Source organism: Hymenobacter baengnokdamensis, assembly GCF_008728635.1.
In the GTDB taxonomy this organism is placed as follows: Bacteria; Bacteroidota; Bacteroidia; order Cytophagales; family Hymenobacteraceae; genus Hymenobacter; species Hymenobacter baengnokdamensis.
Genome location: NZ_CP044285.1, coordinates 1,125,896 through 1,150,530 on the forward strand (window position 1 = coordinate 1,125,896; position 24,635 = coordinate 1,150,530).

Consider the following 24,635-nt stretch of genomic DNA (forward strand, 5'->3'; position numbering starts at 1 on the left):
TTCAAAAAACTGCGTGACAGGCGAAGCTGCGCCAGAAATGCAGATGCCTTTAAGTAGCCCCGCAAACTACAGGGTAGCCAGGGTGGCAGAATGAACGACTTATCAAAGGTAATTTATGACTAAAAGAGGACAAGCCGGCTGGGGCGCACCGCTGAGCAAACCCTACCCCGGCCGGCTTGCGCCGGGCCCCCATGCTATAAGCCGCTCAGCAGCCTGTGCTGTTGAAAAACAAAGAACCCGCCCTGGCTGCGGCAACGCAGCGCAGACGGGTTCCTGCTAAAAGGCTATGCGCGTGGCTTACCAGAATACCGAGTACAGCGCCACAATAAGGCCCACCACCAGGGTGGCGCCGGCCGTGAACGTGGGGTTGGGGCGGAACATGCTGCGCTCGATTTCGAGGCCGTTGGTTTTTACGCCGCGAGCGTTTTCAAGCAGGCTGATGAGAACCATGCCGATAATGCAGAACACGAACACAAAGCCCATGCGGTCGAGGAAGGGAATCTCGTAGCGGCCGGCCACCGGCACCGAAAAGCCAAACGGCGCCAGAAACGAGAGGTCCATCATGCCCGGCAAAAACTTGAGCAGCACCGACAGCAGGAAGCCGCCGATGGTAGCAAACAGCGCCGCGCTCGACGTGGCTTTCTTCCAGAAAAAGCCCAGGATGAACATGGCGAAAATACCCGGCGACACGAAGCCCGTGTATTCCTGAATGTACTGGAAGCCGCCTTTCTTGTCGATGCCCAGGTTGGGCGCGATGAGTACGCCCAGAATCATAGCCACCACTACCGCGATTTTGCCCACGGCCACCATGCGCTTCTCCGAGGCATCCACGTTGAGCACCTTCTTGTACACGTCGAGGGTGAAGATGGTGGCGATGGAGTTGGCTTTGCCGGCCAGCGAGGCTACCACGGCCGCCGTGAGCGCCGCGAACGAAAGGCCTTTCAAGCCCACAGGCAAAATATTGAGCAGCACCGGGTAAGCGCGGTCGGGATTTAGCTCGCCGCCCTGCATCATCTCCGAGCCAAATACGTTTTGCTTGTACAGCACGTAGGCTGCAATGCCCGGCAGCACCACGATAACCGGCATCAGCAGCTTCAGAAAAGCCGCGAACAGCAAGCCGCCGCGGGCCGTGGGCAGGTCGGCCCCCAGCGCCCGCTGCGTGATGTACTGGTTGCAGCCCCAGTAGTTGAGGTTCACAATCCACATGCCGCCGAGCAGCACCGTGAGGCCCGGCAGGTCGATGTAGTTGGGATTATCCCGCTTGAAAATCATGTGGAAGTGGTCGTTGGCCTGCGTGGTGAGCAGGTGGAAGCCGTTGAGCACGCCGGTAGTGCCGTTGTGCTTCGCCACCAGATTCAGGGCCAGATAGGTAGTAGCCAGGCCGCCCAGAATAAGGAAAAACACCTGGATAACGTCGGTGAAGCCAATTACCTTCATGCCGCCCAGCGTGATAATGACGGCGAAGATGGCCAGCGCGTACATGCAGAAATTCAGGTTCAGGCCCGCGATGCTGCTCACGGCAATGGCCCCGAGGTAAAGAATCGAAGTCAGGTTGACCACCACATACAGCAGCAGCCAAAAAATAGCCATAATCATGGCCACCGTGCCGTTGTAGCGCTGGTGCAGAAACTGCGGCATGGTGAATATTCGGTTTTTAAGATATACCGGAATGAAAAACACCGCCACGATAATGAGCGTGATGGAGGCCATCCATTCGTAGGTGGCAATGGCCAGGCCCATCTTGAAGCCCGAGCCCGACATGCCCACAAACTGCTCGGCCGAGATGTTGGAGGCGATGAGCGACGAGCCGATGGCCCACCACGTCAGCGACCCTTCCGCCAGAAAGTAGTCCTTGGAATCGCCTTCGATAGTGCCGTCGTGGCCGGTCTTGCGGTTGTAAATCCAGATGCCGTAGCCGGCAACTATCAGAAAATAAACGAAAAAGACTATGTAGTCTAGCGTAGCCAGCTGGTGCATAGGGCGGGAAAAAACGAATGGAAAACGAAAGTAGGGGAAATTTTGGCGGACCGGGCTATGCAATCGATTGCAATCGGATAAAGCCGGGTGTTAAGGCTCCAGGTGCCACCAGTCGACCAGCGCCGCGCCGGGCTTGGGGGCGCCCGCCGTGCCCAGGCAAAACAGGCCCAGCTTGGCGCCTACCCACTTGCCCTTGCGGGCAGTAAACTCGGTGCCCAGCGGCTGAAACCGGTTGCCGTCGAGGCTGTAGCTGAACTGGCACCGGGCCCCCGGCTGCACCGCCACCCGCAGGTACAGTGGCTGGCCGGCGGGCACTGTTACGGGCGCTGTGCTGACTTCGGGGCTGCCTTTGTCGGCCTGGAGGCAGGTGCGCTGGCTTAGCTGAATCTGGCCGCCCTGGCGGGTAAGCACGAGGCTGGCGTAGTCCATGCCCAGCACAACGAGGCCCGCCTGCTCGCCCTCATTTTGGGGGTGAAAGCTGAGCTTGGCCGTTGCCGTAAACTGCGGCGCCGGCAACTTTTGCAGCAGCAGATTGGGCACCAGCCATAGGTTCTTGGCCTCGGCGGGCGCGGGCACCGCGTTGAGTGTCAGCACGCCGGCGGTGGGAGAGGGTAGGGTGAGCCAGCCGGGCTGCGGGTCGGCCTGCCACTGCCATTGCAGGCCCAGCGTTTGGCTGGCAAACTCATCCGACGTGGCGGGCACGGCCACCGCTACCCTGGCCTGCACGGCGGGCTTGCGGTACGTGAGCACCGGCTCGCCGGTGCCGTCGCCGTCGGGGTCGAGGCCGATAACGGGCCAGTCGTTTTTCCAGGTCATGGGCTGCAGGTGCACCACCCGGCCGTAGGCGTCCTGGTCCTGGAAGTGCAGAAACCAGTCTTCCTTGCCATCGGGTGTATCGACCCACGCGCCCTGGTGCGGGCCGTTGATAGGGCTTTTGCCCTGCGCCAGCACGATTTTATCCTCATAAGGCCCGAATACGCTCTTGCTGCGCAGCGCCACCTGCCAGCCCGTGGGCACGCCGCCGCCCGGCGCGAAGATGTAGTAGTAGCCGTGGCGCTTGTAAAACTTGGGCCCCTCGATGGTCGGGTGGTGCTGGTGCCCGTCAAACACCAGCTTGTCGTCGCCCATAAGGCTCAGCCCGTCGGGGGCCATCTCACTGACGTTAATAACGCTCTTGATGCCCGCGCGGCTGCCCGCAAAGGCATGCACGAGGTAGGCACGGCCGTCGTCGTCCCAGAGCGGGCAGGGGTCAATCCAGCCTTTGGCAGCCTTTACGCACACCGGCGCCGACCACGGGCCGGCCGGGTTGCGGGCCCGCGTCACAAAAATGCCAAGGTCGGGGTCGGGATAATAGAGATAAAACTCTTTGTTGTGGTAGCGCAGCGCGGGGGCCCACACGCCGTTGCCGGGCTGCACCTGGTCGTAGCGCGAGCGCGGCAGCTGCACCGGCAGCGCGGTGCCGATAATGGTCCAGTTAACCAGGTCTTTGGAATGCAGAAGCTGCAGGCCCGGCACCGAGCTGAAGCTCGACGAAGTGAGATAATAGTCGTCGCCCACCCGCACCACGTCGGGGTCAGAGTAATCGGCGTACAGCACCGGGTTTTTATACTGGCCGTTGCCCAGGTCGGGCACCCAGGGCCCGGGGCTGGCAGGAGTTTGGGCAAAGGCCGTTAGCGCCAGGCTCGCAGCAGCCAGCGTAAAAAGCAGCGAAAAAAAGCGCATAAAGAACCAGAAATTGCCGGAATAACGGCTCAAGGTAGAAAAGCCACTGCATAAGCTGCCAGGAGCGCAGTAGGAGCACAGGACTACGCATTGGCCTGGCGTTGTAATTTTGTAGGCATACCTAATTTCTGTGCTTGTGAAAAAAGCGTTGTACCTCATCGGCTCGCCCAACCAAACCACGCAGATGCACCGCGTGGCCCAGCTGCTGGAAGATGAGTACGAGCCTTACTTCAGCCAGCTGTACTACGATGGCTGGATGCGGGGCTTCTACGAGTGGCTGCTGCGCAACAACATCCTGGATAAGACCATTGTGCAGGGCCTGGTAAAGGAGAAGGCCGACCGCTACGTGGCCCAGCACCAGCTGCGCCGTGACTTCGAAAACCGCGAGCTGGGGTATGCCTATGACCTTATCGTGTGCTGCTCCGACATTGTGGTGCCCTGGCCGCTGCTGAAGAAAACCAAGTCGGTGTTTGTGCAGGAAGGAATGACCGACCCGCTCAACCTGTGGGCGCGGCTCGTGAAACGCTTCACCAATTTTCCCATTCTGGCCATCGGCACCGCGCTCAATGGCATGAACAACTGCTGCGACATTTATTGCGTGGCCTCGCCCGGCTACGCCGAGCATTTCGAGAAAATCGGGGTCGATAAGGACAAGCTCGTCGTAACGGGCATTCCCAACTTCGACGACGTAGAAAAGCTGCGCAACAATAACTTTCCGCACCGCGGCTACGTGCTGGTGGCCACCACCGACATGCGCGAAACCTTTCGGCGCGACAACCGCAAAAAGTTTATCCGCCACGCCACGCGCATTGCGGCCGGCCGGCCCATGATTTTCAAGTTTCACCCCAACGAAGACATGGCCCGCGCCACGGCCGAGGTGCGCCAGTACGCGCCGCCCGGCACCCTCATCTTCACCGAAGGCAACACCGAGGAGATGATTGCCAACTCTGTGGAGCTGATAACGCAATACAGCACCGTGGCCTACGTTGGGCTGGCGCTGGGTATTCCGGTGCATTCCTACTTCGATGTCGAAGACCTCAAGCGTAAGCTGCCTATTCAGAACGGCGGCACCAGCGCCCGGCGCATTGCCGACATCTGCCGGCAGTTCGGGCGGTTTGAGGGGTCGGGCCCGCAGTTTTTAAAGCAGTACAAACCCCAGCCCGCACCTGAGCGCCAGGCGGAGCTCACCGAAGCCCGGCATTCCCGCTAGTAGCTAGTATTTTATGCTTACGCTCATTCAGGCCCGGCGCGGCTCTTCGCGCCTCCCCGATAAAGTCAGCCTCGACCTCTGCGGCCGGCCGCTGCTGGTGCGCCAGGTCGAGCGCATGCAGCGGGCCCGGCTGGCGGGCCATGTGGCCGTCATCACCACCGACGAGCCCGGCGATGACGCACTCGTTGAAATATGCAATAAGTACGATATTAGCGTTTTTCGTGGCAATGCCCTCGACCTGCTCGACCGCCACTACCAGGCCGCCCGGCACTTCGGCGAAACTGAGGCGGTAGTAAAAATACCGAGCGACTGCCCGCTCATCGACCCGGCTATTATTGACAAAGTGCTGTCACTATATACGGAAACTGTTGGGCAGTATGATTTCGTGAGCAATCTGCACCCCGCCACCTATCCCGATGGCAACGATGTAGAGGTAATGACCTTCGCGGCTCTCGAAACCGCCTGGCGCGAGGCGCGCCGCCCGCTGGAGCGCGAGCATACCACGCCGTTTTTTTGGGAGAATCCCGACCGCTTTCGCCTCGCCAACGTGACGTGGGAGACCGGCCTGGATTATTCCATGTCGCACCGGTTTACCATTGACTATCCGGCTGACTATGAGTTTATAAAAGCGGTATACGAAGCGCTTTATCCAGCAAATCCTCATTTTGGGCTGGAAGATATTCTGACTTTATTAAAACAAAGGCCGGACATTTACGCCTTAAACGCCGACTTGGCCGGTGTAAACTGGTACCGCAACCACCTCGACGAATTGAAAACCGTGGATGCGGGCAATACAAAGCAAGTATAAACCATTCTGTCATGCTGACGAAGGAAGCATCTTATCACGGCTGCCTTCGCCAGAATTAGTTAGCCCCCGAGTGCTGTGAGCGTGATAAGATGCTTCGCAGGCTCAGCATGACAATTGCCTTATGACTACCGAAAAAAAACAAGCGCTCTCCGAGCTCGCCCTGCGCGTGCGCGAGCACATCGTTCGCCTCAGCACCGATGGCGGCTGCTTTACCGGGGCTTCGCTGAGCTGCGCCGACCTGCTGGTGTATCTCTACGCCGACTTCCTCAATGTAAATCCGGGTAACCTCCAGGACCCCGAGCGCGACTATCTTTTCCTGAGCAAGGGCCACGACGTGCCGGCCCTTTATGGCACCTTTGCCGAGCTGGGCTTCATGCCGAAGGAGCGGCTGCAAAACCACCTGAAGTCGAACGACTCCATCTATTGGCACCCCAACCGGAATGTGCCGGGCGTCGAGTTTCACTCGGGCTCGCTGGGCCACCTGCCGAGCGTAGCGCTGGGCGTGGCGCTGGATGCCCGCCTGCGCGGCCAGCAGCAGCACGTCATCGTCATCACCGGCGACGGCGAGCTGAACGAGGGCACCTGCTGGGAAGCCCTGCTCGTAGCCAGCGCCCACAAGGTGAACAACCTGACTATCGTGGTGGACCGCAACCACTTCCAGGCCAACATCGCCACCGAAGACCTCATTCCGCTCGAGCCGCTGGCCCCCAAGTTTGAGGCGTTTGGCGCCGTGGTAAAGCGCATCGACGGCCACGACTTTACGGCCCTGGAAGAGGCCTTTACGGCCCTGCCGTTCAGCCCCGACAAGCCCTCGGTTATCATCTGCGACACGGTGCGCGGCCGGGGCCTGCCCAGCATCGAGCGCCGGGCCGACCGCTGGTTCTGCAATTTCTCGAGTGAGGAAATCACGTCGCTGCTCAAGGAGCTGCACAGCCAGGAAGCCACCAAGCTCACGAGCGAAACCCTGACCGTCCGATAATCGCAGATTTAACGGATTTAACGGATTGCGCAGATACGCTTGGCTGCGCCAAGCTGACTACGCGGACGTTACCCGTTAAGCTGCGAGCGTGGCTCAGCCAGTCGCTTACCCATTACCTGCCATTGTCAGCGTAGTCAGCTTGCGCAGCAAGCGTATCCGCGCAATCCGTTAAATCCGTTAAATCTGCGGTCATGAATTACGAACAGCTTATCCACGAAACCGCCCTGGCCGACGAGCGCCTGCTGGTGATGACGGCCGAAAACCGCGCCCTTATCCGCAACCTGCCCGGCCCACTGGGGCCGCGCTTCATCGACACCGGCATTACCGAGCAAACCATGATTGGCGCGGCGGCCGGCCTGGCCCTGCGCGGGCGCGTGCCGGTAGTGCACGCCCTGGCGACGTTCCTCACGCTGCGGGCGTTTGAGTTTATCCGGACCGATGTGGGAATTCCGCACTTACCGGTGAAAATCAGCGCGTTCGTACCCGGCTTTCTCTCCGACGGCAACGGCCCGACCCACCAGGCCATTGAGGATGTTTCGCTCATGCGCGGCATTCCGGGCATGACGGTTTTCGCCCCCGCCGACGAGCAGGATATGCTGGCCATGCTGCCCGCTATCTGGGCCTCGCCCGACCCCGCTTACCTGCGCGTCAATACCCGGCCCGCTACTTACCAGCACACCCCGTTTGAAATCGGTAAGGCTGAGATTGTGAGCGAAGGCAAGGACATCACCATCCTCACCTACGGGATGCTGTTTGAGCAGGCGCTCATTGCCAAAGACTTACTCACCCAGGCGGGCTACTCGGTGGGTCTCGTTAACCTGCGCAGCCTCAAGCCCTTGGATGAGGCCGCCGTACTGAACGTAGTGAAAGCCGGCAGCCTGGTCGTGACCCTGGAAGACCATTTCCAGACCGGCGGCCTCTACTCTATTCTGGCCGAGCTGCTGCTCGAACACGAACTGACCGCCAAGGTGCTGCCGCTGGCCCTGAAGGAGCGCTGGTACAAGCCCGGCCTGCTGAGCGAAGTGCTCGAATACGAAGGCTTTACCGGCCAGCACATTGCCCGCCGCATCGGCGAGCGCCTGGGCGGCGGCGCGCATACCTTTGGCGCCAAAACCAAAGTGGTTGAAAACGAATTTGCCGAGTAATTTTTCAGATGTGAAGATGTGTGGAATGTGGGAATGTGAAAATATTCTTTAACAGGAAGCAGGTAGCGATAGCCAACTAATTCATTTTCACATTTCCCACATTCCGCACATTTCCACCTTTAAAAGATGAATTTCCCCAAATCCGACGACCTCTACGCCCGGGCGCAGAAAATCATGACCCCGGTTACCCAGACCCTTGCCAAGGGGCCGGGCCAATACACCAAGGGGGCTAGTCCCAAGTACGTGAAGCGCGGCAAGGGCTCGCACGTGTGGGATGTGGACGGTAACGAATATATTGACTACCAGATGGGTATTGGTCCGCTCAGCCTGGGCTATGCTTATCCGCGGGTCGATGAAGCCATTAAGGCGCAGCTGGAGGATGGTATTACCTTCTCGATGATGCACGAGCTGGAAGTAGAGGTGGCGGAGCTGATTCACGAGATTATCCCGAATGCCGAAAGCATCCGCATCTCCAAAACCGGGGCCGACGTGTGCTCGGCGGCGGTGCGCGTGAGCCGGGCCTTCACCGGCCGCAAGGACGTGCTGTGCTGCGGCTACCACGGCTGGCACGACTGGTACATCGGTACCACAAGCCGCGACAAGGGCATTCCTCAGGAAAGCAAGGACCTGGTGAGCGCGTTTGAGTACAACAACCTCGACTCGTTCAAGGAGCTGCTGACCCCGGACGTGGCCTGCGTTATCCTGGAGCCGTTTATCTTCGACGCGCCCAAAGACAACTTCCTGCACGAAGTAGCCCGCCTCTGCAAGGAGAACGGCACGCTGCTGATTTTCGACGAGATGTGGACCGGCTTTCGCATCGCCATCGGCGGCGCGCAGGAGTATTTCGGCATCACGCCCGACCTCGCAGTTTACTCCAAGGCCTGCGCCAACGGCATGCCCATCGCGCTGCTGACGGGCCCCAAAGACGTTATGCAGCTGTTTGAGCAGGACGTATTTTTCTTCACCACCTTCGGCGGCGAAGCCCTGAGCCTGGCGGCTACCATTGCTACCATCAGCGAGATGCGCGAGAAAAACGTGCCCGCGTTCCTGGCCAGCCAGGGCAATAAGCTGAAGGAAGGCTACAACAAAATTGCCGCCGACCTCGGCCTGAGCCAATACACCAAGTGCTACGGCTACGACTGCCGTAGTATCGTCACCTTCGATGCCAGCGCCGGCAACCCGCTGGAAGTGAAAGCCTTCGTGCAGCAGGAGCTTTTCAAGCAGGGCATTCTGTGGGGCGGCTTCCACAACATGAGCTTCTCGCACACCGACGAAGACGTGGCCAAGACGCTGGCGGCCTACGAAGCCGTGCTGCCCCTGCTGAAGGACGCCATCGAAAAAGGCGACGTAGCCAGCCGCCTCGAAGGTGAGCCGGTAGAGGCCGTATTCCGCAAGGTGACCAATGCCGCGCCGGTGAAGGCGAAGTAGGCTTTTGCTGCCCGTTAACGCAGGTGCCTCACCCCTAGCCCCTATCCGACAAGGAGATGGGCTAAGGGTGAGGCACCACGTAAAAACGACAACCATATGAATTTCTTCGACTTAACCAATAAAACGGCCATCGTAACGGGCGCGTGCGGCCTTATTGGCCAGAAGCACTGCGAAGCCCTGGCCCTGGCCGGCGCCAACGTGGTCGTGGCCGACCTGCACCTCGACAAAGCCCGCGAAGTAGCCGCCGGTCTGCCCGGCGGGATTCACTTGCCGCTGGCCGTAGACGTAACCTCGCCCGAGTCGCTGGCCGCCGCCCGCGACGCCATTATCGAGCGCTTCGGCCACCTCGATATTCTGGTGAATAATGCCGCCATCAACGACATGTTTGAGAACCCGGCCCTGGCTGCCGACCTCAGCAAGTTTGAGAATTTTCCACTCGCTACGTTTCGGCAGGTGCTGGACGTGAACGTGACCGGTATTTTCCTCGCCGCGCAGGTATTCGGCACGCCGATGGCCGAGCAAGGCAGCGGCTCTATCATCAACGTGGCCAGTACTTATGGTATCGTGGGCCCCGACCAGAGCATCTACCGCAACGAAGCCGGCGAGCAAACCTTTTATAAATCACCATCTTATCCCATGACCAAGGGCGCGGTGGTGAATTTTACCCGCTACCTGGCCGCCTATTGGGGCGCCAAGGGCGTGCGCGTGAATACGCTCTCGCCGGGCGGCGTCGAAAACAGCCAGGATGCCTTCTTCGTGAAGCAGTACAGCGCCAAAACCCCCCTAGGCCGCATGGCCCTGCCCACCGACTACCAGGGCGCGGTGGTATTCCTCGCGTCCGATGCCTCGGCCTACATGACCGGCGCCAACCTGGTGGTAGATGGCGGCTGGACCGCCATTTAGGTGTTAATTTCGGCTATTATTTCACCAGAATTTTATATGAAGCACGCTGACCTGGCTGCCAAAGCCCGCCGCATCAAGCTGCTACTTACTGATTGCGACGGCGTGCTGACCGATGGAGGCGTGTATTACGGCGAAAGTGGTGAAGTATTAAAAAGATTTAATATTCGCGATGGAATGGGTGTGGAGCGCCTGCGGGCCGTGGGCGTCGAAACGGGTATCGTGACCGGCGAGCGCTCACCTTCGGTGCAGAAGCGGGCCGATAAGCTGAAAATCAGTGAGTTGCACCTCGGCATCAAGGACAAGGCTACTTTGCTGGGTGAGATTCTGGCCCGCCTTGGCCTCACGGCCGAGCAGGTGGCTTTCCTGGGTGATGATACCAACGACGTGGAAATTCTGGGCCTGGTGGGTCTGGCGGCCTGCCCCGGCGATGCCACGGTTTTTGCCCGTAGCGCCGCCGACTACCGCTGCCAGGCGCACGGCGGGCACGGCGCTTTCCGCGAGCTGGCCGAGCTGATTATCAGCTGCCAGACCGGCGGGCAGCCTGCCACCCACGACGAACATTCTGAATAATTTTGACCGGTGGGCGCGCCGACTATTTCTTCCACTCATTTTCTCTTCATTCTACCCAATGAGTATCGTTCAAATCAAGAAAAACCGCGCTATCGGCCCCGGCCAGCCGTGCTACATCATTGCCGAAATCGGCATCAACCACAACGGCTCGCTCGATATTGCCAAGCAGCTGATTGACGCGGCCGTAACCGCCGGCTGCGACGCGGTGAAGTTTCAGAAGCGCACCCCCGAGCTGTGCGTCCCCAAAGACCAGTGGGAGAAAATGCGCGATACCCCCTGGGGCCGCATGAGCTACATCGACTACAAGCGCAAAACCGAGTTTGGCCAGCAGGAATACACGGCCATCGACGATTACTGCAAGGCGCGCGGCATCGACTGGTTTGCCTCGTGCTGGGATGAGCCGTCGGTCGATTTTATGGAGCAGTTTCAGCCGGTGCTCTACAAAATGGCCTCCGCTTCGCTCACCGACAAGCCCCTGCTCGACCGCGTGCGCGCCACCGGCCGCCCGCTAATGCTGAGCACCGGCATGAGTACCCAGCAGGAAATCACCGACGCCGTGGCCTACGTGGGGCTTGATAACCTGATGATTGCCCACTCTACCTCGGCTTACCCCTGCCCGCCCCAGGAGCTGAACCTGCGCATGGTGCAGACCCTGATGGCGCAGTTTCCGGGCACGCCCATCGGCTACTCGGGCCACGAAACCGGCCTCAGCACCACCGTAACGGCCGTGGCGCTGGGTGCCACCTTCGTCGAGCGCCACTTCACCCTCGACCGCGCCATGTGGGGTTCCGACCACGCGGCCAGCGTAGAGCCCGGCGGCATGGCCAAGCTCGTGCGCGACATCCGCGACACCGAAGCCGGCCTCGGCGACGGCGTGAAAGTGGTGTACGAAAGCGAGAAAGAGCCCCTGCGTCGCCTGCGCCGCGAGGTGTCGGCCGCGTAGAGTGCTTTAATCCTGAGGTTAAAAAGAACGTCATGCTGAGCCTGCCGCAGCATCTCTACCTCGCCGTTAGAATTACTACTCTATACGGCGCGAGCGAGATGCTTCGGCAAGCTCAGCATGACGTTCTTATTTAGAGCGTTCTTATTTTTACAGCAAAGCCTATTCCCTGGCCGCCAGGCGAACATTCCAGTGCGCCCGGCAGTTAGGCCCATAGTTATCACGTAGTTTAGTTGCTATGTTAGCGTCGATAAGCGAGTTTTATCACAGCCTCAACGCCGTAGGGCGCACTACCTTCATTACCACGCCCATTCTGCTGCTGGCGGTGGCGGTTCTGCTGGTGCTGGAGCGCAAAATCCCGTATCGCAAGGGTCTGCCGTTTTTCCGCGAGGGCTTGTTCGTCGACTTGTTCTGGTACACGCTGGTGCAGAGCTACTTTCTGCAAATAGTAATTTTTGGCTTCATCATCGCGCCGCTGGCCGCGCACTTCGGGGCGCGGTTTCACCTGCTGAGCAGCTGGCCGGTGGCGGCGCAGGTGGGCTTTTTTGTGATAACCCACGACTTTTACATCTACTGGTTTCACCGCTTCCAGCACAGCAGCGCATTTTTCTGGCGCACCCACGAGGCGCACCACTCGGGCAAGCAGGTAGACTGGCTGGCCGGCTCGCGCTCGCACATCATGGAGATTGTCATCAATCAGACCATTGAGTTTGCGCCCATTATTTTGCTGGGTGCGAACCCGATAGTGGTGCCCATTAAGGCGCTGATTGATGCAGTCTGGGGCATGTACATTCATGCCAACATCGACGTGAAATCGGGTAAGCTGCAGTATGTTGTCAATGGCCCCGAGATGCACCTCTGGCACCACGCCGACCACGAGGAAGTGTACTATGCCAACTTCTCGACCAAGTTCGCGGTCTGGGACTGGCTGTTTGGTACCGCTTTTTTGCCCCAGAACCGCAAGCCCGAGCGTTGGGGCCTGCCCTATGCTTTTCCGAAAGACTATTTTGCCCAGCATGCCTTTTCCGTAGTTCGCTTCGATGAAGCCGCGCTGGCCGAAAAATCGAGGCTGTTTCGCTATTACCACGGCCTGCGCTGGCGCGTATTGGGCTGGCTGGGCAACCGAATGCCCGCCGCCAAAGTATTGCAGGGCTGGGAGGTGCCCGAGGAGGTGCATACTACTGTGCCCGCCCCGCGCCCCGGTGGCAACCCTTCCGGGGCTGCGCCCGTTGCTCCTGCCTTAGCCGATTCTTCTCGCCCCGTTGCCACTGCCGCCTCTTGACTTTCAGCTTCAACCCCGCCTGGCTTTACCTGCTGCTGGCTTCCGTGATGGAAGTGTGCTGGAACTACAGCCTCAAATACACGAGTGTGGCCAAGATTAAGGCCATCGACTGGTCGCATTTCTTCGCCGCTCCGGCTGGTATTACTACTCTGCTGCCCGCTATCGGCTACGTGGGCTTTGGTGTAGCCAACGTATTCTTTTTCTCCAAGGCCCTCAACGTAATACCCGCCTCCACGGCCTTCGCTATCTGGATGGGCATCGCCCTGGTAGGCATCAAAATCGTGGATACGCTGGTACTCAAAGAAGCTTTCCAGTGGGCGCACGTCTTCTATATTGGCTGCATTCTGGTTGGCATCATCGGACTGAAACGAACTTCGTAACAAGCTCAGTTAGCGAGTAGTTAATGATTGCCATGTCCGCTACCTTTGGCGATGGATAACCGCGCCGCTATGAAAAAGGACCTGCACAACATATTTGGCAAGGTATCGCTGTCTATTGAGTATGACCGCGCCAACCACCTCATTTACAATGATTGGCAGGGGTACCAAACGCTCGAAAGCATCATACTCGGGGCCAATGCCTACCTCGATGAGCTGGTGCGCTACAAGTGCCCCTACCTGCTCAACGACAATACCAACCTGATGGGTCCCTGGGACCACGCCGTAACCTGGATTGCCGAAGACTGGACGCCCCGCGCCATTGCCCTGGGCCTCACGCACTTCGCGCACGTCGTCAGCTCCGAGTCGTTTGCCGCCCTTTCGGCCGAAGCCATGTTTACCAGCATCGGCACCAGCTTTCAAATGCGCATCTTCGGCAGCCGCACCCAGGCCCGCCAGTGGCTACGCGATGCGCAGCAGGCCGCCAAAGTATTGGGCTAGCGTAAGAAAGTGGATATAATATAGTAAATATACTATATAACAAAAGGCTGCCTCTTACGGGGCAGCCTTTTGTTATAAGGTGCAGGCGGGCAAATTAAGCCGCGGCCTGCTTGGCAAACTGCACGTTGATGGTCAGCTTCACGTCGTCGCCGAGCACGATGGCGCCGGCTTCGGTGATGCCGCCCCAGGTCAGGCCGTATTCCTTGCGGTTTACTTTGCCCGTGATTTCGAAGCCGGCCTTGGTGTTGCCGTAGAAATCGACGGCCGTGCCGCCGTATTCCACGTCGAGAGTAACCGGCTTGGTGACGTCCTTCATGGTGAGGTTGCCCACAAGCTTGTACTCATTGCCGCCCGTTTTGGTAAACGAAGTCGACTCAAACTTAATCTGCGGATACTGCGCGGCATTGAAGAAGTCTTCGCCTTTCAGGTGCTGGTCGCGCTGCTCCTGATTCGTGTCAACGCTGTTCACATCGAGCGTAAACTCAATCCGGGCATTCGAGAAGTCATCGCCCTCGGTCTGGGCCGTGCCCTGAAACGTTTTGAACGAGCCGGTAACGGTAGAAATTACCAGGTGCTTGATTTTAAACTGCACTTCGGAGTGCATCGGGTCCAGGACCCATTTGGTAGTAGCCATGCTGAAAAGGAAAAGGGTGAAAAGTTGACCAAAGATACGCCTTTTTTTTAAATCATGTACCAACATCAATTATTTATTTCACGTGCTTACTGTAACTTGCTCCTATGCGAAAATTGCTTGCGGCGCTGGCTTGCTGGATTTCTATTAGCACCTCGGCTTTTGCCCAGAGTTTGCCTGTCCTTAGCCAAAACCCACCGCCGCTGCACTGGCGCGAGCTGCGGAGCCCGCACTTCCGGGTACTGTACCCGGCCGGCCTCGATACGGCGGCCCAGCGCACGGCCAGCCGGCTGGAGGCCGCGCACGACCCGGAAGGGGCCACGCTGGGTGTGCGGGCCCGGCCCATTGCGGTGGTGATGCAAAACCAGACGACCGTCAGCAACGCGTTCGTGACGTTTTTGCCGCGCCACGCCGAGTTTTTTATAACCCCCGACCAGGGGCAGGGCCTGGGCACCGTCGACTGGCTCGATGGGCTGGTGGTGCACGAGTTTCGGCACGTCAATCAGTTCGACAAGGCGCGGCAGGGTTTTGGGCGGGTGGTGGTGCCGCTGCTGGGCGATGGCGGGCTGGGCGTGGCGGCGGTGGGCGTGCCGCAGTGGTTTTTTGAGGGCGACGCGGTGGGTTCCGAAACGGCGCTCACGCGCAGCGGGCGCGGGCGCATTCCGTATTTTGGCCTGGGCCTGCGGGCCAACTTGCTCGATGGGCGGCTCTACAGCTACCAGAAGGCGGTGAATGGCTCGCTGCGCGATAACGTGCCCGACTGGTACGTGCTGGGCTATTACTTAACTTCTTATGCCAAAGCACACTACGGCCCCGCTGTATGGAGCCAGGTGCTGGACCGGTACTACCGGTTTCCGTTTTATCCTTTTTCCTTTTCCAACAGCCTGCGGCGAACTACGGGCTTGCGCGTCGAGGACCTTTACGCCCGCACTATGCACGAGCTGGACTCGACCTGGCGCGGGGCCCAGGCTGCGCGCCTTGCCAGGGAGCCGGCTTTCCCGCCGGTGCACGAGCTGGCCGGACAGGCCGTAACGCGGGTATTTACGCAGTATCAATACCCGCAGTACGTGAATGACAGCACGGTGCTGGCCCTGAAAAGTGGCCTCGGCGACATTCAGCGCCTGGTGCTGCTGGGCCGCCACGGGCGTGAGCGCCGGGTGTTTACGGTAGGCTCGCTCAATATTCCGGAGATGCTGTCGGTTGGTGGCGGCAGGGTCGTGTGGCCCGAATTTCGGCAAAATCCCCGCTGGGGGCAGCAAATATATTCAGAATTAAAGATATTCGACCTGGCTACCGGCCACCTCAGGCGCCTGGGCAAGGGCCAGCGCTACGCGGCGGCCGCCCTCTCACCCGATGGGGCACGCCTGGTGGCCGTGCGCACCGATGAGGCCTATCACCACGCGCTGGTAATTCTGGATGCCACGAACGGCGCTGTTATCACTACGCTGCCCAACCCGCATAATGATTTTTACCAGCAGCCGCGCTTCACGCCCGATGGCCGCCGCGTGGTGGTGGTAGCGCTCAGCGCCGCCGGCAAAACCCTGAAGCTGCTCGACACTACTACCGGGCAGTCGGCCAACCTGCTGCCGGTGGCCAATGTCAACCTGGCTAATCCGCAGCCCTGGGGCGACTACGTGCTGTACAATTCGCCCCAGTCGGGGGTAGATAATATCTATGCCGTGCGCCTCAGTACGGGCCAGACCTACCAGGTAACGAGCCGGCCGGTGGGCGCCTACCACGCCGCAGTATCTCCCGATGGCCGCCACCTGGCCCTGCACGACTACCGCGCCACCGGGGCCCGCGTGGTCGAAATGCCCCTTGACCCGGCTACCTGGACGGCCCTTACCGCGCCGGCCCGCACCGATGAGCCCGAGCCCTACGCCGATGCCCTGACGGCCGGCGAACCCGGCGCGGCGCGTATGCGCCAGCTGCTGGCTTCGCCCGACTCGGCGGGGCCGCGCTACGGGGTGCGGCGCTACCGCCCGCTGGCGCACGCCTTCCGGGTGTTTAGCTATGGGGTAGTGCAGAGCCCGGCCGGCAACACGGTGAGCGCAGGGCTGCGCTCGCAGGATTTTTTAAGCACTACCCAGCTATTTGCCGGGCTGAGCTTTGACCAGACCGAGCGCACGCTGGCCGCGACCGGTGCGCTCAGCTATCAGGGGCGCTTTCCGGTGCTGGATGTGGAGGCGACTTACGGCGGGCGCAATGCCGCGCGCTACTTCGACCGCAACCAGAGCCGCAGCAATCCGCTCGATAGCCTGCGCACTACCCGGTGGCAGTATGCCCGCCTGCTGGCCGGGGTGCGCATTCCGCTGGTGCTCACGCGCTCCAAGTATTTGCAGGCGCTTACGCTGGGCGCGTATTACCTGCACGAGCAGGTGTATAACTACGAGCCGACCTTCCGCAGTATCAGCGAAACCGGCCCGACTACGCCGCTGCACGCCATTCAAGCCAGCCTGAGCTATGCCAGTCAGCTCAAGCAGAGTGCCCGCGACGTGGCTCCGCGCGCCGGGGCTACGCTGCTGGCTACGTACCGCACCACGCCTTTCACTACCAACCTGCAGGCAACGCAGGTGGGCGTGCAGGCGGCGGTGTACCTGCCGGGCCTGGCCCGGCACCAGGCGCTGCGGCTGCGCGGCGGCTACCAGTACCAGCAGCAGAACCAGTACAGCTTTGCGGCGGCCATCTCCTTTCCGCGAGCCGAAACCAGCTACGTCAGCTTCGACCGCCTGGCCGTGGGCAGTGCCGATTATTACCTGCCGCTGGCCTTCGTGCACTGGTCGGTGGGGCGGGTATTGTACGTGCAGCGCCTGCGGGCTACGGCGTTTGTGGATGTGGCGCAGGGCCAGCTGCTGCGGCAGCAGGCCACCATAAACTACTGCAACAGCGGCGCCGATTTGATGGCCCTGTTCAACGTCTTTCACCTGCGCACGCCCATCGAAGCCGGCGTGCGGGTGGCGTACAGCAATATTTTGCAGGGCTGGGTGGTGCAGCCGCTGGCGTTTAATGTGCGGCTGTGAGGCAGGGCTACGCCGGGGGCGCAAGCCGGATAAGGTAAGCGGTTTCCTCGGCTACGTCGGCTCGGGCCAGGGCCGATTCCTTTATCAGCAGCACGCTCGAAAACAAGAGCAGCGTGGCTCCCAGCACGCTCAGCAGCGCGATTATCCAGGTAGCCGAGCTGTTGACCAGCTCAAAGACCCCGATGCTGAAAATGCTGGCAATGAATATGCTGAGCGTCAGGTGCAGGGTAGTCATGGCTTGCTGAAGCAGGCGGGCGCGCCGGGCGGCAAATACAAGCTGCTGGGTGAGGTGCGCGCGCTCGGCCGGGTCGGGCGTAGAAGTAGCTGCCTGCTGCTGGTGCTGGCGCAGCTGCTGGGCCACTTCGCGCTGCCGGTCGAGGCTCCGGCTCAGGCGCTGCGAGGTGGTAAGAATAAGCGAGCCGCACGCCGACACCAGGATGGCCGGCGTAAACATGGCCGAGAGAATCGAGAGCGTGCCGGAAAGATTGGCCATAGCAGCAAAGCAGAAATAATACGTGGGGGCGTTGGGCAGCCAGTGCCGGCGGGCCTACACAATCGCTTTCTCCTCTACTTCCCGCTCTTTGAGCCGCGACTTCGTTTTGCCGATGATGTAGCGCATGCCTTTGTCCTGGGTTACGTAGTTCCAGGCCCAGGTCAGGAACACGGCCAGGCGGTTGCGGAAGCTCACCAGGGCCAGCACGTGAATAAAGCTCCAGGTGAGCCAGCCGAGCCAGCCCGTGAGGTGATACTGCTTGTTAAATAGCTGAATGTCGGCCACGGCGCGGTGCCGGCCAATGGTGGCCATGGCCCCCTTGTCGTCGTAGACAAAAGGCTGCATCGGCTGCCCGGCAATGGCCCGCTTGATGTTTGCCCCCAGCGTCTCGCCTTGCTGAATGGCGGGCTGCGCTACTTGCGGGTGGCCTTCGGGATAGGTGGGCGTGGCCATCTGGGCAATATCGCCAATGGCGAATATACTGCTATACCCGGCCACCCGGTTAAACTCGTCTACCTGATAGCGGTTGGAGCGCAGCAGCGCGGCCGGGTCGAGGCCCGCCACCGGAGCGCCCGTAACACCCGCCGCCCAGATGAGGGTGCGCGTGATGAGCTTGTCGCCGCTTTTGAGCGTTACGGTGTAGCCGTCGTAAGACGTTACCCGGTTGTCGAGCCACACCTGCACCCCCAAATCCTTCAGGTATTCGAGCGATTTGGCCGAAGCTTCGGCCGACATGCCTTTCAGCAGCACCGGCCCGCTCTGGATGAGGTGGATGTCCATCTCCTTGAAATCCAGCTCGCGGTAATCGCGCGGAAATACGTGGGCCCGCAGCTCGCTCAGCGCCCCGGCCATTTCGACGCCCGTGGGGCCGCCGCCCACAATCACAAAGTCGAGCAGGCTGTTGAGCTGCTCCACATCGCCTATTTGCAGCGCCTGCTCGAAGTTGGAGAGCAGCGTGTTGCGCAGCTCAATGGCATCGCTGACACTCTTGAGGCTGATGGAGTTGCGCTCCATCTCCTTATCGCCAAAGTAATTGGACGTGGCGCCGGTAGCCAGCACCAGGTAGTCGAAGCGCAGCAGCCCGATGGTGGTTTCAACCACCTGCGCCGTGGCGTCTATCGACTTTACTTCGGCCAGCCGGAAGTAAAAATTCTCCTGCTCACTCAAAATCTTGCGAAACGGCGACACGATGCTGTCCGCATCGAGCCCGGCCGTAGCCACCTGGTAGAGAAGGGGCTGAAAGGCGTGATAGTTCTGCTTATCGATAAGCACTACCTGCACCGGCGCATCGGCCAGGGCCTTGGCCAGCGCCAGTCCGCCAAAGCCGCCGCCCACAATAACAACGCGGGGCTTGCCCAGGTCTTCAATTTTGGTGAGTCCTTCCATGATTAAGCAAAGATGCGGACGCGGCGGCTCACCGCCCGGTAATTGCCAGCCAATACGCGCGGCCCCGGCTTCGCGTTGGGCTGCGCCGGGCCAATAAGCTCGACATAACCCGGGGCCGCCGGAAACGGTATGCAGCTAGCTCACCATCTTTTCCTTTTCCTGTTTCTTATGAAAAACCTACTGCTGGGCCTGGCCCTGGCTTGCGGAGCCGGGCTAAGCGCCTGCACGTCTGCCGTCAATGTGGAGCAGCGTGCCGATGTTAACTTCAGCAAGTATCGCACTTTTGACTTTGCCGATACGGAAGTAAAAACCAATGGCGACCATAACCCGCTGCTGCGTAGCCCTATCGCCCAAGACCATATCAAGCAGGCTATTGCCAGCGAACTAGCTAAGCGCGGGCTGCGGCAGGTCGACAGCAATCCCGACTTTCTCATCACCACCCATACCTACGTGGAGCAGGCCGAGCGCACCGTGACCGATAACCTGCCGCCGGCCGGCTATGCTTATCCGTATGCCATGTCGTACCGGGGCCGGTTTTTGCCCATCAACTACGGGGCGTGGTATACGCCGGCCTATTACCAGACTGCCCACACCGAGCAGTACCGCGAAGGCACTTTGGTGCTCGATTTCATCGATGCCCGCACCAATAACCTCGTGTGGCGCGGCTCCATAGCCGACCCGGTCGATGACCCCGCCCGCCTGGGCAGCGACTTCAGCAAAGCAGCCAAGGAGATTCTGGATAAGTTTCCGGCGGGCGATAAGAAGTCTTAATATATAAAAAACAACATGTTTGGCGCGTCGCTGGCCCGAAGGCCGGCGACGCGTTTGCGTTCAGGGCTGTCCAGGCCGGCTCAGCTGCTCAGCTGCAGGCCGTGGGCCATAAAGCGCCGGTAGATGCCGGCCAGGATTTCGCTCTTGGTGAGCTGCTCCTGCCGGATATTCATCACCCAGAACAGCACTTTCAGCTCATAGTCTTTGCCGTTGATGTCGTTGAGCAATATCTCGGGCGGCAGGTTAGGCATGGTGTAGGGGCTGCTTTTGATTTCTTCCTGAATTTGCTCGCGGGCGGTTTGCAGGTCGGTTTCGAGGTCGGTGCCGGGGGCCAGCTTCAGTACCAGGTCTACGCGAATGTGGTCGTTGGTGCGCGTCCAGTTGATGACGTGGCTCGACAGCAGGTCGCCGTTGGGCACGATAATCTCGGAGCCCGTGGGCGAGGTAAGCTTGCTGGAGCGGATGCCGATATCCTGCACCCGGCCCGACTTGCCAGCCACCTCAATAAAGTCGCCCACGTGAAACGGCCGCTCAAAAATGAGAATAATACCCGAAACCAGATTGTTGACAATGCTTTGCAAGCCCAGGCCGATACCGACGCTCAAGGCCCCGAACACGATGGCAATCTTGCTCAGGGGTAGCCCCGAGGCCGTGACGGCCAGGCCCACCCCGACCAGCACCAGAAACAGCCGCAGGGCTACCAGCCACGAGCCCCGGTGGCGCGCGTTGGTGTCAGCCTCTTCACCGATTTCGCCAAAAAAGTAGCCGATGTACTGCTGGAGCCGCGCCGAAACGTAGAGAATAAAAAAGAACAGCGCCACGTTGCCCAGCGTAAACTGCGTGCTGCCCAGCACCCGCGGGGCCGTGAGCAGGTTGCTAATGGCCTTATAAAGCACGCCTTGCAGCGCGAGGTTGGCCGTGAAAACCAGCAGCCACATGCCTCCCACCACCACGGAGAGCAGGCGCATCAGGCTGGCCCCGATTTTATCGTAGTCGAAGCCTGGGCCATTGGCCACGCTGCGGCTGGCCAGCATTTGCAGGTGAAAGGCTTCGGTAAGCAGCTGAATAAGCACCGCCAGCCCAATGCCTTGGGTGAGGCCAAAAATAGCAGCCGTGCTCAGCAGTTTGGCCAGGCTCAAGCGGCCCAGAATATTAGCCCCGCCCGCCACCACATTCAGCCCAATGAAGAAGAAGGTAATGGGAACGACAAAATGCGGCAGCTGAACCCGCCGCCGGATGCGGAGTAAAAAATAGATGCCCATGAAAGGCGCTAACCCATTGAGCAGCAGCAAGCCGCCGCGGGTGCCCAGGCTGGCCCCGTCGCCGGCATTGGAAACGGCCAGTACCGCGAAAAAGCCTACCAAAGCCAGCCACGACCAAAAAGACGAGCGGGGCCATGAGCGCCAAAAGACGCCCGTAAGGGTTAGCAGCAGCAGCCCCTGCAGCACATCGAGATACACCGGCGGCGGGCGCAGCTCCAGGGCCGGCGCCAGGCTAAACATCACGACCCCGGTGGCTGCCAGCGGCCAGGGCCGCAGGTAGCGCAAGGGCTGCGCCAGAGCCAAGTGCTCGCCCTGGGCCGGTACCCGGCGGTAGTTGTAAGTGACCCAGCCAAAAAATACCAGCCCCATCAGGGCCATGTAAACCCAGTTGTCCCAGTTTGTGCCAAAATAAAAAGCAATGATGCGCTGGCGGGCTTCCCGCAGGTGCGGCGACACGGGTGGTACTACCACCTCGCGGGCCGCCCGCGTCCACAAATACGGGTATTGGCCGGCAAAAGTGCGCCGCCCAAACCCGCGCAACTGCCCGCTTACCTGGTCCTGCAATTCCAGCGTTTGGATATAGCTGGTCGATACCTGCGACTGGAGCCGGGCCACTGCTTGCAGCCGCTGCGCCAACACGCGGGTTGTGCGCTGTTTTTTATCGCTTAGCGCCGCATCGGCTTCGGCCAGCGTTTGGGCGGCGCTGGAGTCGGTAGCAGTAGACAGCACCGGTAGCAGCGTCAGCGCCTTCAGGCGGCTTTGCACGGCGCTGTACTGCTGCCGCGCCAGGCTAAGCTCGGCGCGCCAGGCGGTGAGCTGTTCCTGAATATTGTCGAGCATCAGCTGGCACATCTGCACCTGCTTCACATCAAACACCCGGCCGGTTTCGGCCACGCTGTGCCGGATTGCGTGCAGGTTTTCGGCAAGCTCGGGCAATTCGGTAGCTATGGGCTTGGTATCAAATAAGTTGTAGGTCTGGCTGGTGAGCGCATCGAGGGTGAGGTACGCAGATTCCAGCCGTTCTGAGCTATCCAGGCCCACGCCGACTTTGGTTGAGTCGGCGGGCTGCGCCGGGCGGTGCGGCTGGGCGGCCCCGTCGGCTACGCTTAGCAGGCTTACCAGCACTAGGCCAAAGCTAACGCGCCAGCGCAGCGGCCAGGTAGCAGGCCCAAGCCTGGCCCGGCAGGCTGCCGGAAAGTATTCCGAAAAAAACATGGAAAGGGGGCGAAGCTGACTTAAACAGGTACCAATTGTCGCTGATGCAGTAGTTAGCGTGCTTGGTCAGGTACGTAAAAAAACTCAGTTGCCCCGGCTGCCTCGTGCCGGGGCTGGGCGGCCCGGGCCCGCAGCTCCACCCGCCTGATTTTACCGCTGATGGTCTTGGGCAGCTCGGCTACAAACTCCAGCACGCGGGGCATCTTGTAGGGCGAGAGCTGCGCGCGGCTGAACGCAAATAGCTCCTGCGCCAGCGCGGCAGTGCCGTCGATACCTGGCCTGAGCAGTACAAAAGCCTTGATTTCGTGGCCCTTGATGGGGTGCGGCACGCCCACCACGGCGGCTTCTACCACGGCCGGGTGCTCGATAAGCGCGCTCTCGACCTCAAACGGCCCCACGCGGTAATCGCTCGACTTTATCACATCATCGTCGCGGCCCACAAACCAGAGGTAGCCGTCGGCATCGCGGTAGGCCTTGTCGCCGGTATAGTACAGGCCGTGCCGAAATACGCTGGCCCGGCGCTCGGGCTCGCCATAATATTCCTTAAACAAGCCATTGGGCTGGCCCGTGTTGGTGCGCACCACGATGTGGCCTTCGGCCAGGTCGGGTTGAATGTTGCCCTCCTCGTCGGCAATGGCAATGCGGTACATAAACGACGGCTTGCCCATGCTGCCCAGGCGCACGGCGCTGCCGGGCAGGTTATAAATCATGGCCGTACTTTCGGTCTGGCCGTAGCCGTCGCGCAGCAACCTGCCCGTGCCGCGCTGCCAGGCCTCAATCACTTCGGGGTTTAGCGGCTCGCCCGCACTCACGCACTCGCGAAAGGCAAACTTATAGGCGGCCAGGTCTTCCAGAATAAGCAGCCGCAGTACCGTAGGCGGCGCGCAAAACGTAGTTACCTGCTCGCGGGCCAGCGCGGCCAGCAGTGGCCCCGCCGCAAAGCGCCCGCTGCTCTGGTAGGCTACCAGCGTCGCGCCTACGCTGAGCGGCGCAAAAAAGCTGCTCCAGGCAAACTTTGCCCAGCCCGACTGCGAGATGTTGCAGTGCCGGTCGGAGGGGCGCAGGCCAATCCAGGCAGCTGTGCTGAGATGCCCCACCGGATACGAAAAATGCGTGTGCGTCACTACTTTGGGTAAGCCCGTAGTGCCCGAGGTGAAGAATAGAAACAGCGGGTCGTCGGGCCGGGTTGGGGCGGCCTCCGCCAGGCTGGGCAGGGCGGCCGTACCCGCAAAGCCTACCCAGCCCGGCCGGCTGGGCCCGCCCACCAGCATCTTCAGCCGAATGGGCTGGCCCAGCGCCTGCTCGGCCGCGTCAATTTTAGCGGCATTCTCGGGGTCGGCCACCACCACTGCGGGCAATAGCTTGCTAAACCTATATTCCAAATCCTTGGCCGTGAGCACGCTGGCGGCCGGAATCAGCAGCTGCCCGCCTTTGATACCGGCTATGTAAGTATCCCACAGCTCGGCGCATACGGGCATCATCAGCAGCACGGCCTGGGTGGCCTGTACACCGGCGGCGCGCCAGAAATTGAGCAGGCGGTTGGCACGGGTGGCCAGCTCGGCATACGTTATCTCCTGGTGGCCAGCATCATCGGCGAGCACCAGGGCGGGCTTGTCGGGATGAGCGGCCACGTGCAGGCCTTCGAAGATGTCGGCCGTCCAGTTGAAAAAAGCAGGCTGCGGAATGGGCAGTGTATCCAGCTCGTGGTACGTGCCAGCTTCGGCTATGCGCTGAAAATGCCGGAAGTAAGCTTGCATAAGTGATAGCAGGTGAAAGGCTAAGCGCCGTGAAGGTAAAGGAGGCTGCACTATCACTACCGACGTTGCTAGTCAAAGCGGCCAACAGGCAAATAAGGCTACCTGCCCGGCCCCGTTGCTCCTTACTTACTGACTAGGTTTATAGCTTGGTTAAACTTGCTAAAGTGCAAATTCGTGCTGTTTGTTTGGTTTTCAGACCTTCGGCTAGAGCGGAGTGACCGGCGCCGTCAGTCGGCATAAGAAAATGATTTGTTGGAT

The 24,635-nt window shown here is 60.3% G+C and carries 20 protein-coding genes; 13 read left to right on the forward strand and 7 right to left on the reverse strand.

Annotated features, from left to right (window positions below):
* Window positions 1-297 precede the first annotated feature (297 nt).
* A complete protein-coding gene (locus tag F6X24_RS04810; RefSeq protein ID WP_151086875.1) occupies window positions 298-1,977 on the reverse strand; it encodes a sodium/sugar symporter in 1,680 nt (559 codons plus the stop codon).
* 90 nt (window positions 1,978-2,067) lie between these two features.
* The gene (locus F6X24_RS04815) at window positions 2,068-3,699 is read right to left on the reverse strand and encodes a glycoside hydrolase family 43 protein (protein ID WP_151086876.1); all 1,632 of its coding nucleotides are present in this window, start codon (window positions 3,697-3,699) and stop codon (window positions 2,068-2,070) included.
* A gap of 136 nt (window positions 3,700-3,835) precedes the next feature.
* On the opposite strand from F6X24_RS04815, the gene F6X24_RS04820 reads away from it, so the two are divergent.
* The 11 genes from F6X24_RS04820 to F6X24_RS04870 all read left to right on the forward strand — a co-directional run bounded on the left by F6X24_RS04820 (window position 3,836) and on the right by F6X24_RS04870 (window position 13,842).
* Window positions 3,836-4,909, forward strand: a complete 1,074-nt coding sequence (locus F6X24_RS04820; RefSeq protein ID WP_229725357.1) for a hypothetical protein — start codon at window positions 3,836-3,838, stop codon at window positions 4,907-4,909.
* A gap of 13 nt (window positions 4,910-4,922) precedes the next feature.
* Complete coding sequence (locus F6X24_RS04825; protein ID WP_151086877.1) at window positions 4,923-5,717, forward strand: cytidylyltransferase domain-containing protein; 795 nt, start codon at window positions 4,923-4,925, stop codon at window positions 5,715-5,717.
* Between the two features lie 121 nt (window positions 5,718-5,838).
* Entirely contained in the window at window positions 5,839-6,696 is an 858-nt protein-coding gene (locus F6X24_RS04830) for a transketolase (RefSeq protein WP_151086878.1), read from the forward strand.
* A 191-nt stretch (window positions 6,697-6,887) separates the two neighbouring features.
* Window positions 6,888-7,841: a transketolase family protein gene (locus tag F6X24_RS04835; protein WP_151086879.1), complete on the forward strand. Its 954-nt coding sequence runs from the start codon at window positions 6,888-6,890 to the stop codon at window positions 7,839-7,841.
* Between the two features lie 126 nt (window positions 7,842-7,967).
* Window positions 7,968-9,269 carry an aminotransferase class III-fold pyridoxal phosphate-dependent enzyme gene (locus F6X24_RS04840; RefSeq protein ID WP_151086880.1) on the forward strand — a complete coding sequence of 434 codons (1,302 nt, stop codon included), beginning with the start codon at window positions 7,968-7,970 and terminating at the stop codon, window positions 9,267-9,269.
* Between the two features lie 96 nt (window positions 9,270-9,365).
* Window positions 9,366-10,172 (forward strand): SDR family oxidoreductase, encoded by an 807-nt coding sequence (locus F6X24_RS04845; RefSeq protein WP_151086881.1) that lies wholly within the window; start codon window positions 9,366-9,368, stop codon window positions 10,170-10,172.
* 36 nt (window positions 10,173-10,208) lie between these two features.
* A complete protein-coding gene (locus tag F6X24_RS04850) occupies window positions 10,209-10,742 on the forward strand; it encodes a KdsC family phosphatase (RefSeq protein WP_151086882.1) in 534 nt (177 codons plus the stop codon).
* Window positions 10,743-10,800: 58 nt separating this feature from the next.
* Entirely contained in the window at window positions 10,801-11,685 is an 885-nt protein-coding gene (locus F6X24_RS04855) for an N-acetylneuraminate synthase family protein (RefSeq protein WP_151086883.1), read from the forward strand.
* Window positions 11,686-11,920: 235 nt separating this feature from the next.
* The gene (locus F6X24_RS04860) at window positions 11,921-12,964 is read left to right on the forward strand and encodes a sterol desaturase family protein (protein ID WP_151086884.1); all 1,044 of its coding nucleotides are present in this window, start codon (window positions 11,921-11,923) and stop codon (window positions 12,962-12,964) included.
* The gene (locus F6X24_RS04865) at window positions 12,961-13,344 is read left to right on the forward strand and encodes a DMT family transporter (RefSeq protein ID WP_151086885.1); all 384 of its coding nucleotides are present in this window, start codon (window positions 12,961-12,963) and stop codon (window positions 13,342-13,344) included. Before F6X24_RS04860 ends, F6X24_RS04865 begins: the two co-directional genes overlap by 4 nt.
* A 51-nt stretch (window positions 13,345-13,395) precedes the next feature.
* Entirely contained in the window at window positions 13,396-13,842 is a 447-nt protein-coding gene (locus F6X24_RS04870) for an STAS/SEC14 domain-containing protein (RefSeq protein ID WP_151086887.1), read from the forward strand.
* 94 nt (window positions 13,843-13,936) lie between these two features.
* Here the strand turns inward: F6X24_RS04870 and F6X24_RS04875 are convergent, their stop codons facing one another.
* Window positions 13,937-14,476: a YceI family protein gene (locus tag F6X24_RS04875; protein ID WP_151086889.1), complete on the reverse strand. Its 540-nt coding sequence runs from the start codon at window positions 14,474-14,476 to the stop codon at window positions 13,937-13,939.
* 104 nt (window positions 14,477-14,580) lie between these two features.
* Between F6X24_RS04875 and F6X24_RS04880 the strand changes: the two genes are divergently transcribed.
* Complete coding sequence (locus tag F6X24_RS04880; RefSeq protein ID WP_151086891.1) at window positions 14,581-17,493, forward strand: hypothetical protein; 2,913 nt, start codon at window positions 14,581-14,583, stop codon at window positions 17,491-17,493.
* A 7-nt stretch (window positions 17,494-17,500) separates the two neighbouring features.
* Here the strand turns inward: F6X24_RS04880 and F6X24_RS04885 are convergent, their stop codons facing one another.
* Window positions 17,501-17,986, reverse strand: a complete 486-nt coding sequence (locus F6X24_RS04885; protein WP_151086893.1) for a DUF2721 domain-containing protein — start codon at window positions 17,984-17,986, stop codon at window positions 17,501-17,503.
* Window positions 17,987-18,040: 54 nt separating this feature from the next.
* Entirely contained in the window at window positions 18,041-19,372 is a 1,332-nt protein-coding gene (locus F6X24_RS04890; protein WP_151086894.1) for an NAD(P)/FAD-dependent oxidoreductase, read from the reverse strand.
* 168 nt (window positions 19,373-19,540) lie between these two features.
* Here F6X24_RS04890 and F6X24_RS04895 point away from each other — a divergent pair, with 168 nt between their 5' ends.
* Window positions 19,541-20,143 carry a DUF4136 domain-containing protein gene (locus F6X24_RS04895; protein WP_191906463.1) on the forward strand — a complete coding sequence of 201 codons (603 nt, stop codon included), beginning with the start codon at window positions 19,541-19,543 and terminating at the stop codon, window positions 20,141-20,143.
* A gap of 80 nt (window positions 20,144-20,223) precedes the next feature.
* On the opposite strand, the gene F6X24_RS04900 is transcribed toward F6X24_RS04895, so the two are convergent.
* Together F6X24_RS04900 and F6X24_RS04905 are read right to left on the reverse strand one after the other, a co-directional pair.
* Window positions 20,224-22,620, reverse strand: coding sequence for a mechanosensitive ion channel domain-containing protein (locus F6X24_RS04900; RefSeq protein ID WP_151086898.1), 2,397 nt, complete (start codon window positions 22,618-22,620; stop codon window positions 20,224-20,226).
* A gap of 53 nt (window positions 22,621-22,673) precedes the next feature.
* A complete protein-coding gene (locus F6X24_RS04905; protein WP_151086899.1) occupies window positions 22,674-24,377 on the reverse strand; it encodes an acyl-CoA synthetase in 1,704 nt (567 codons plus the stop codon).
* Window positions 24,378-24,635: the final 258 nt, after the last annotated feature.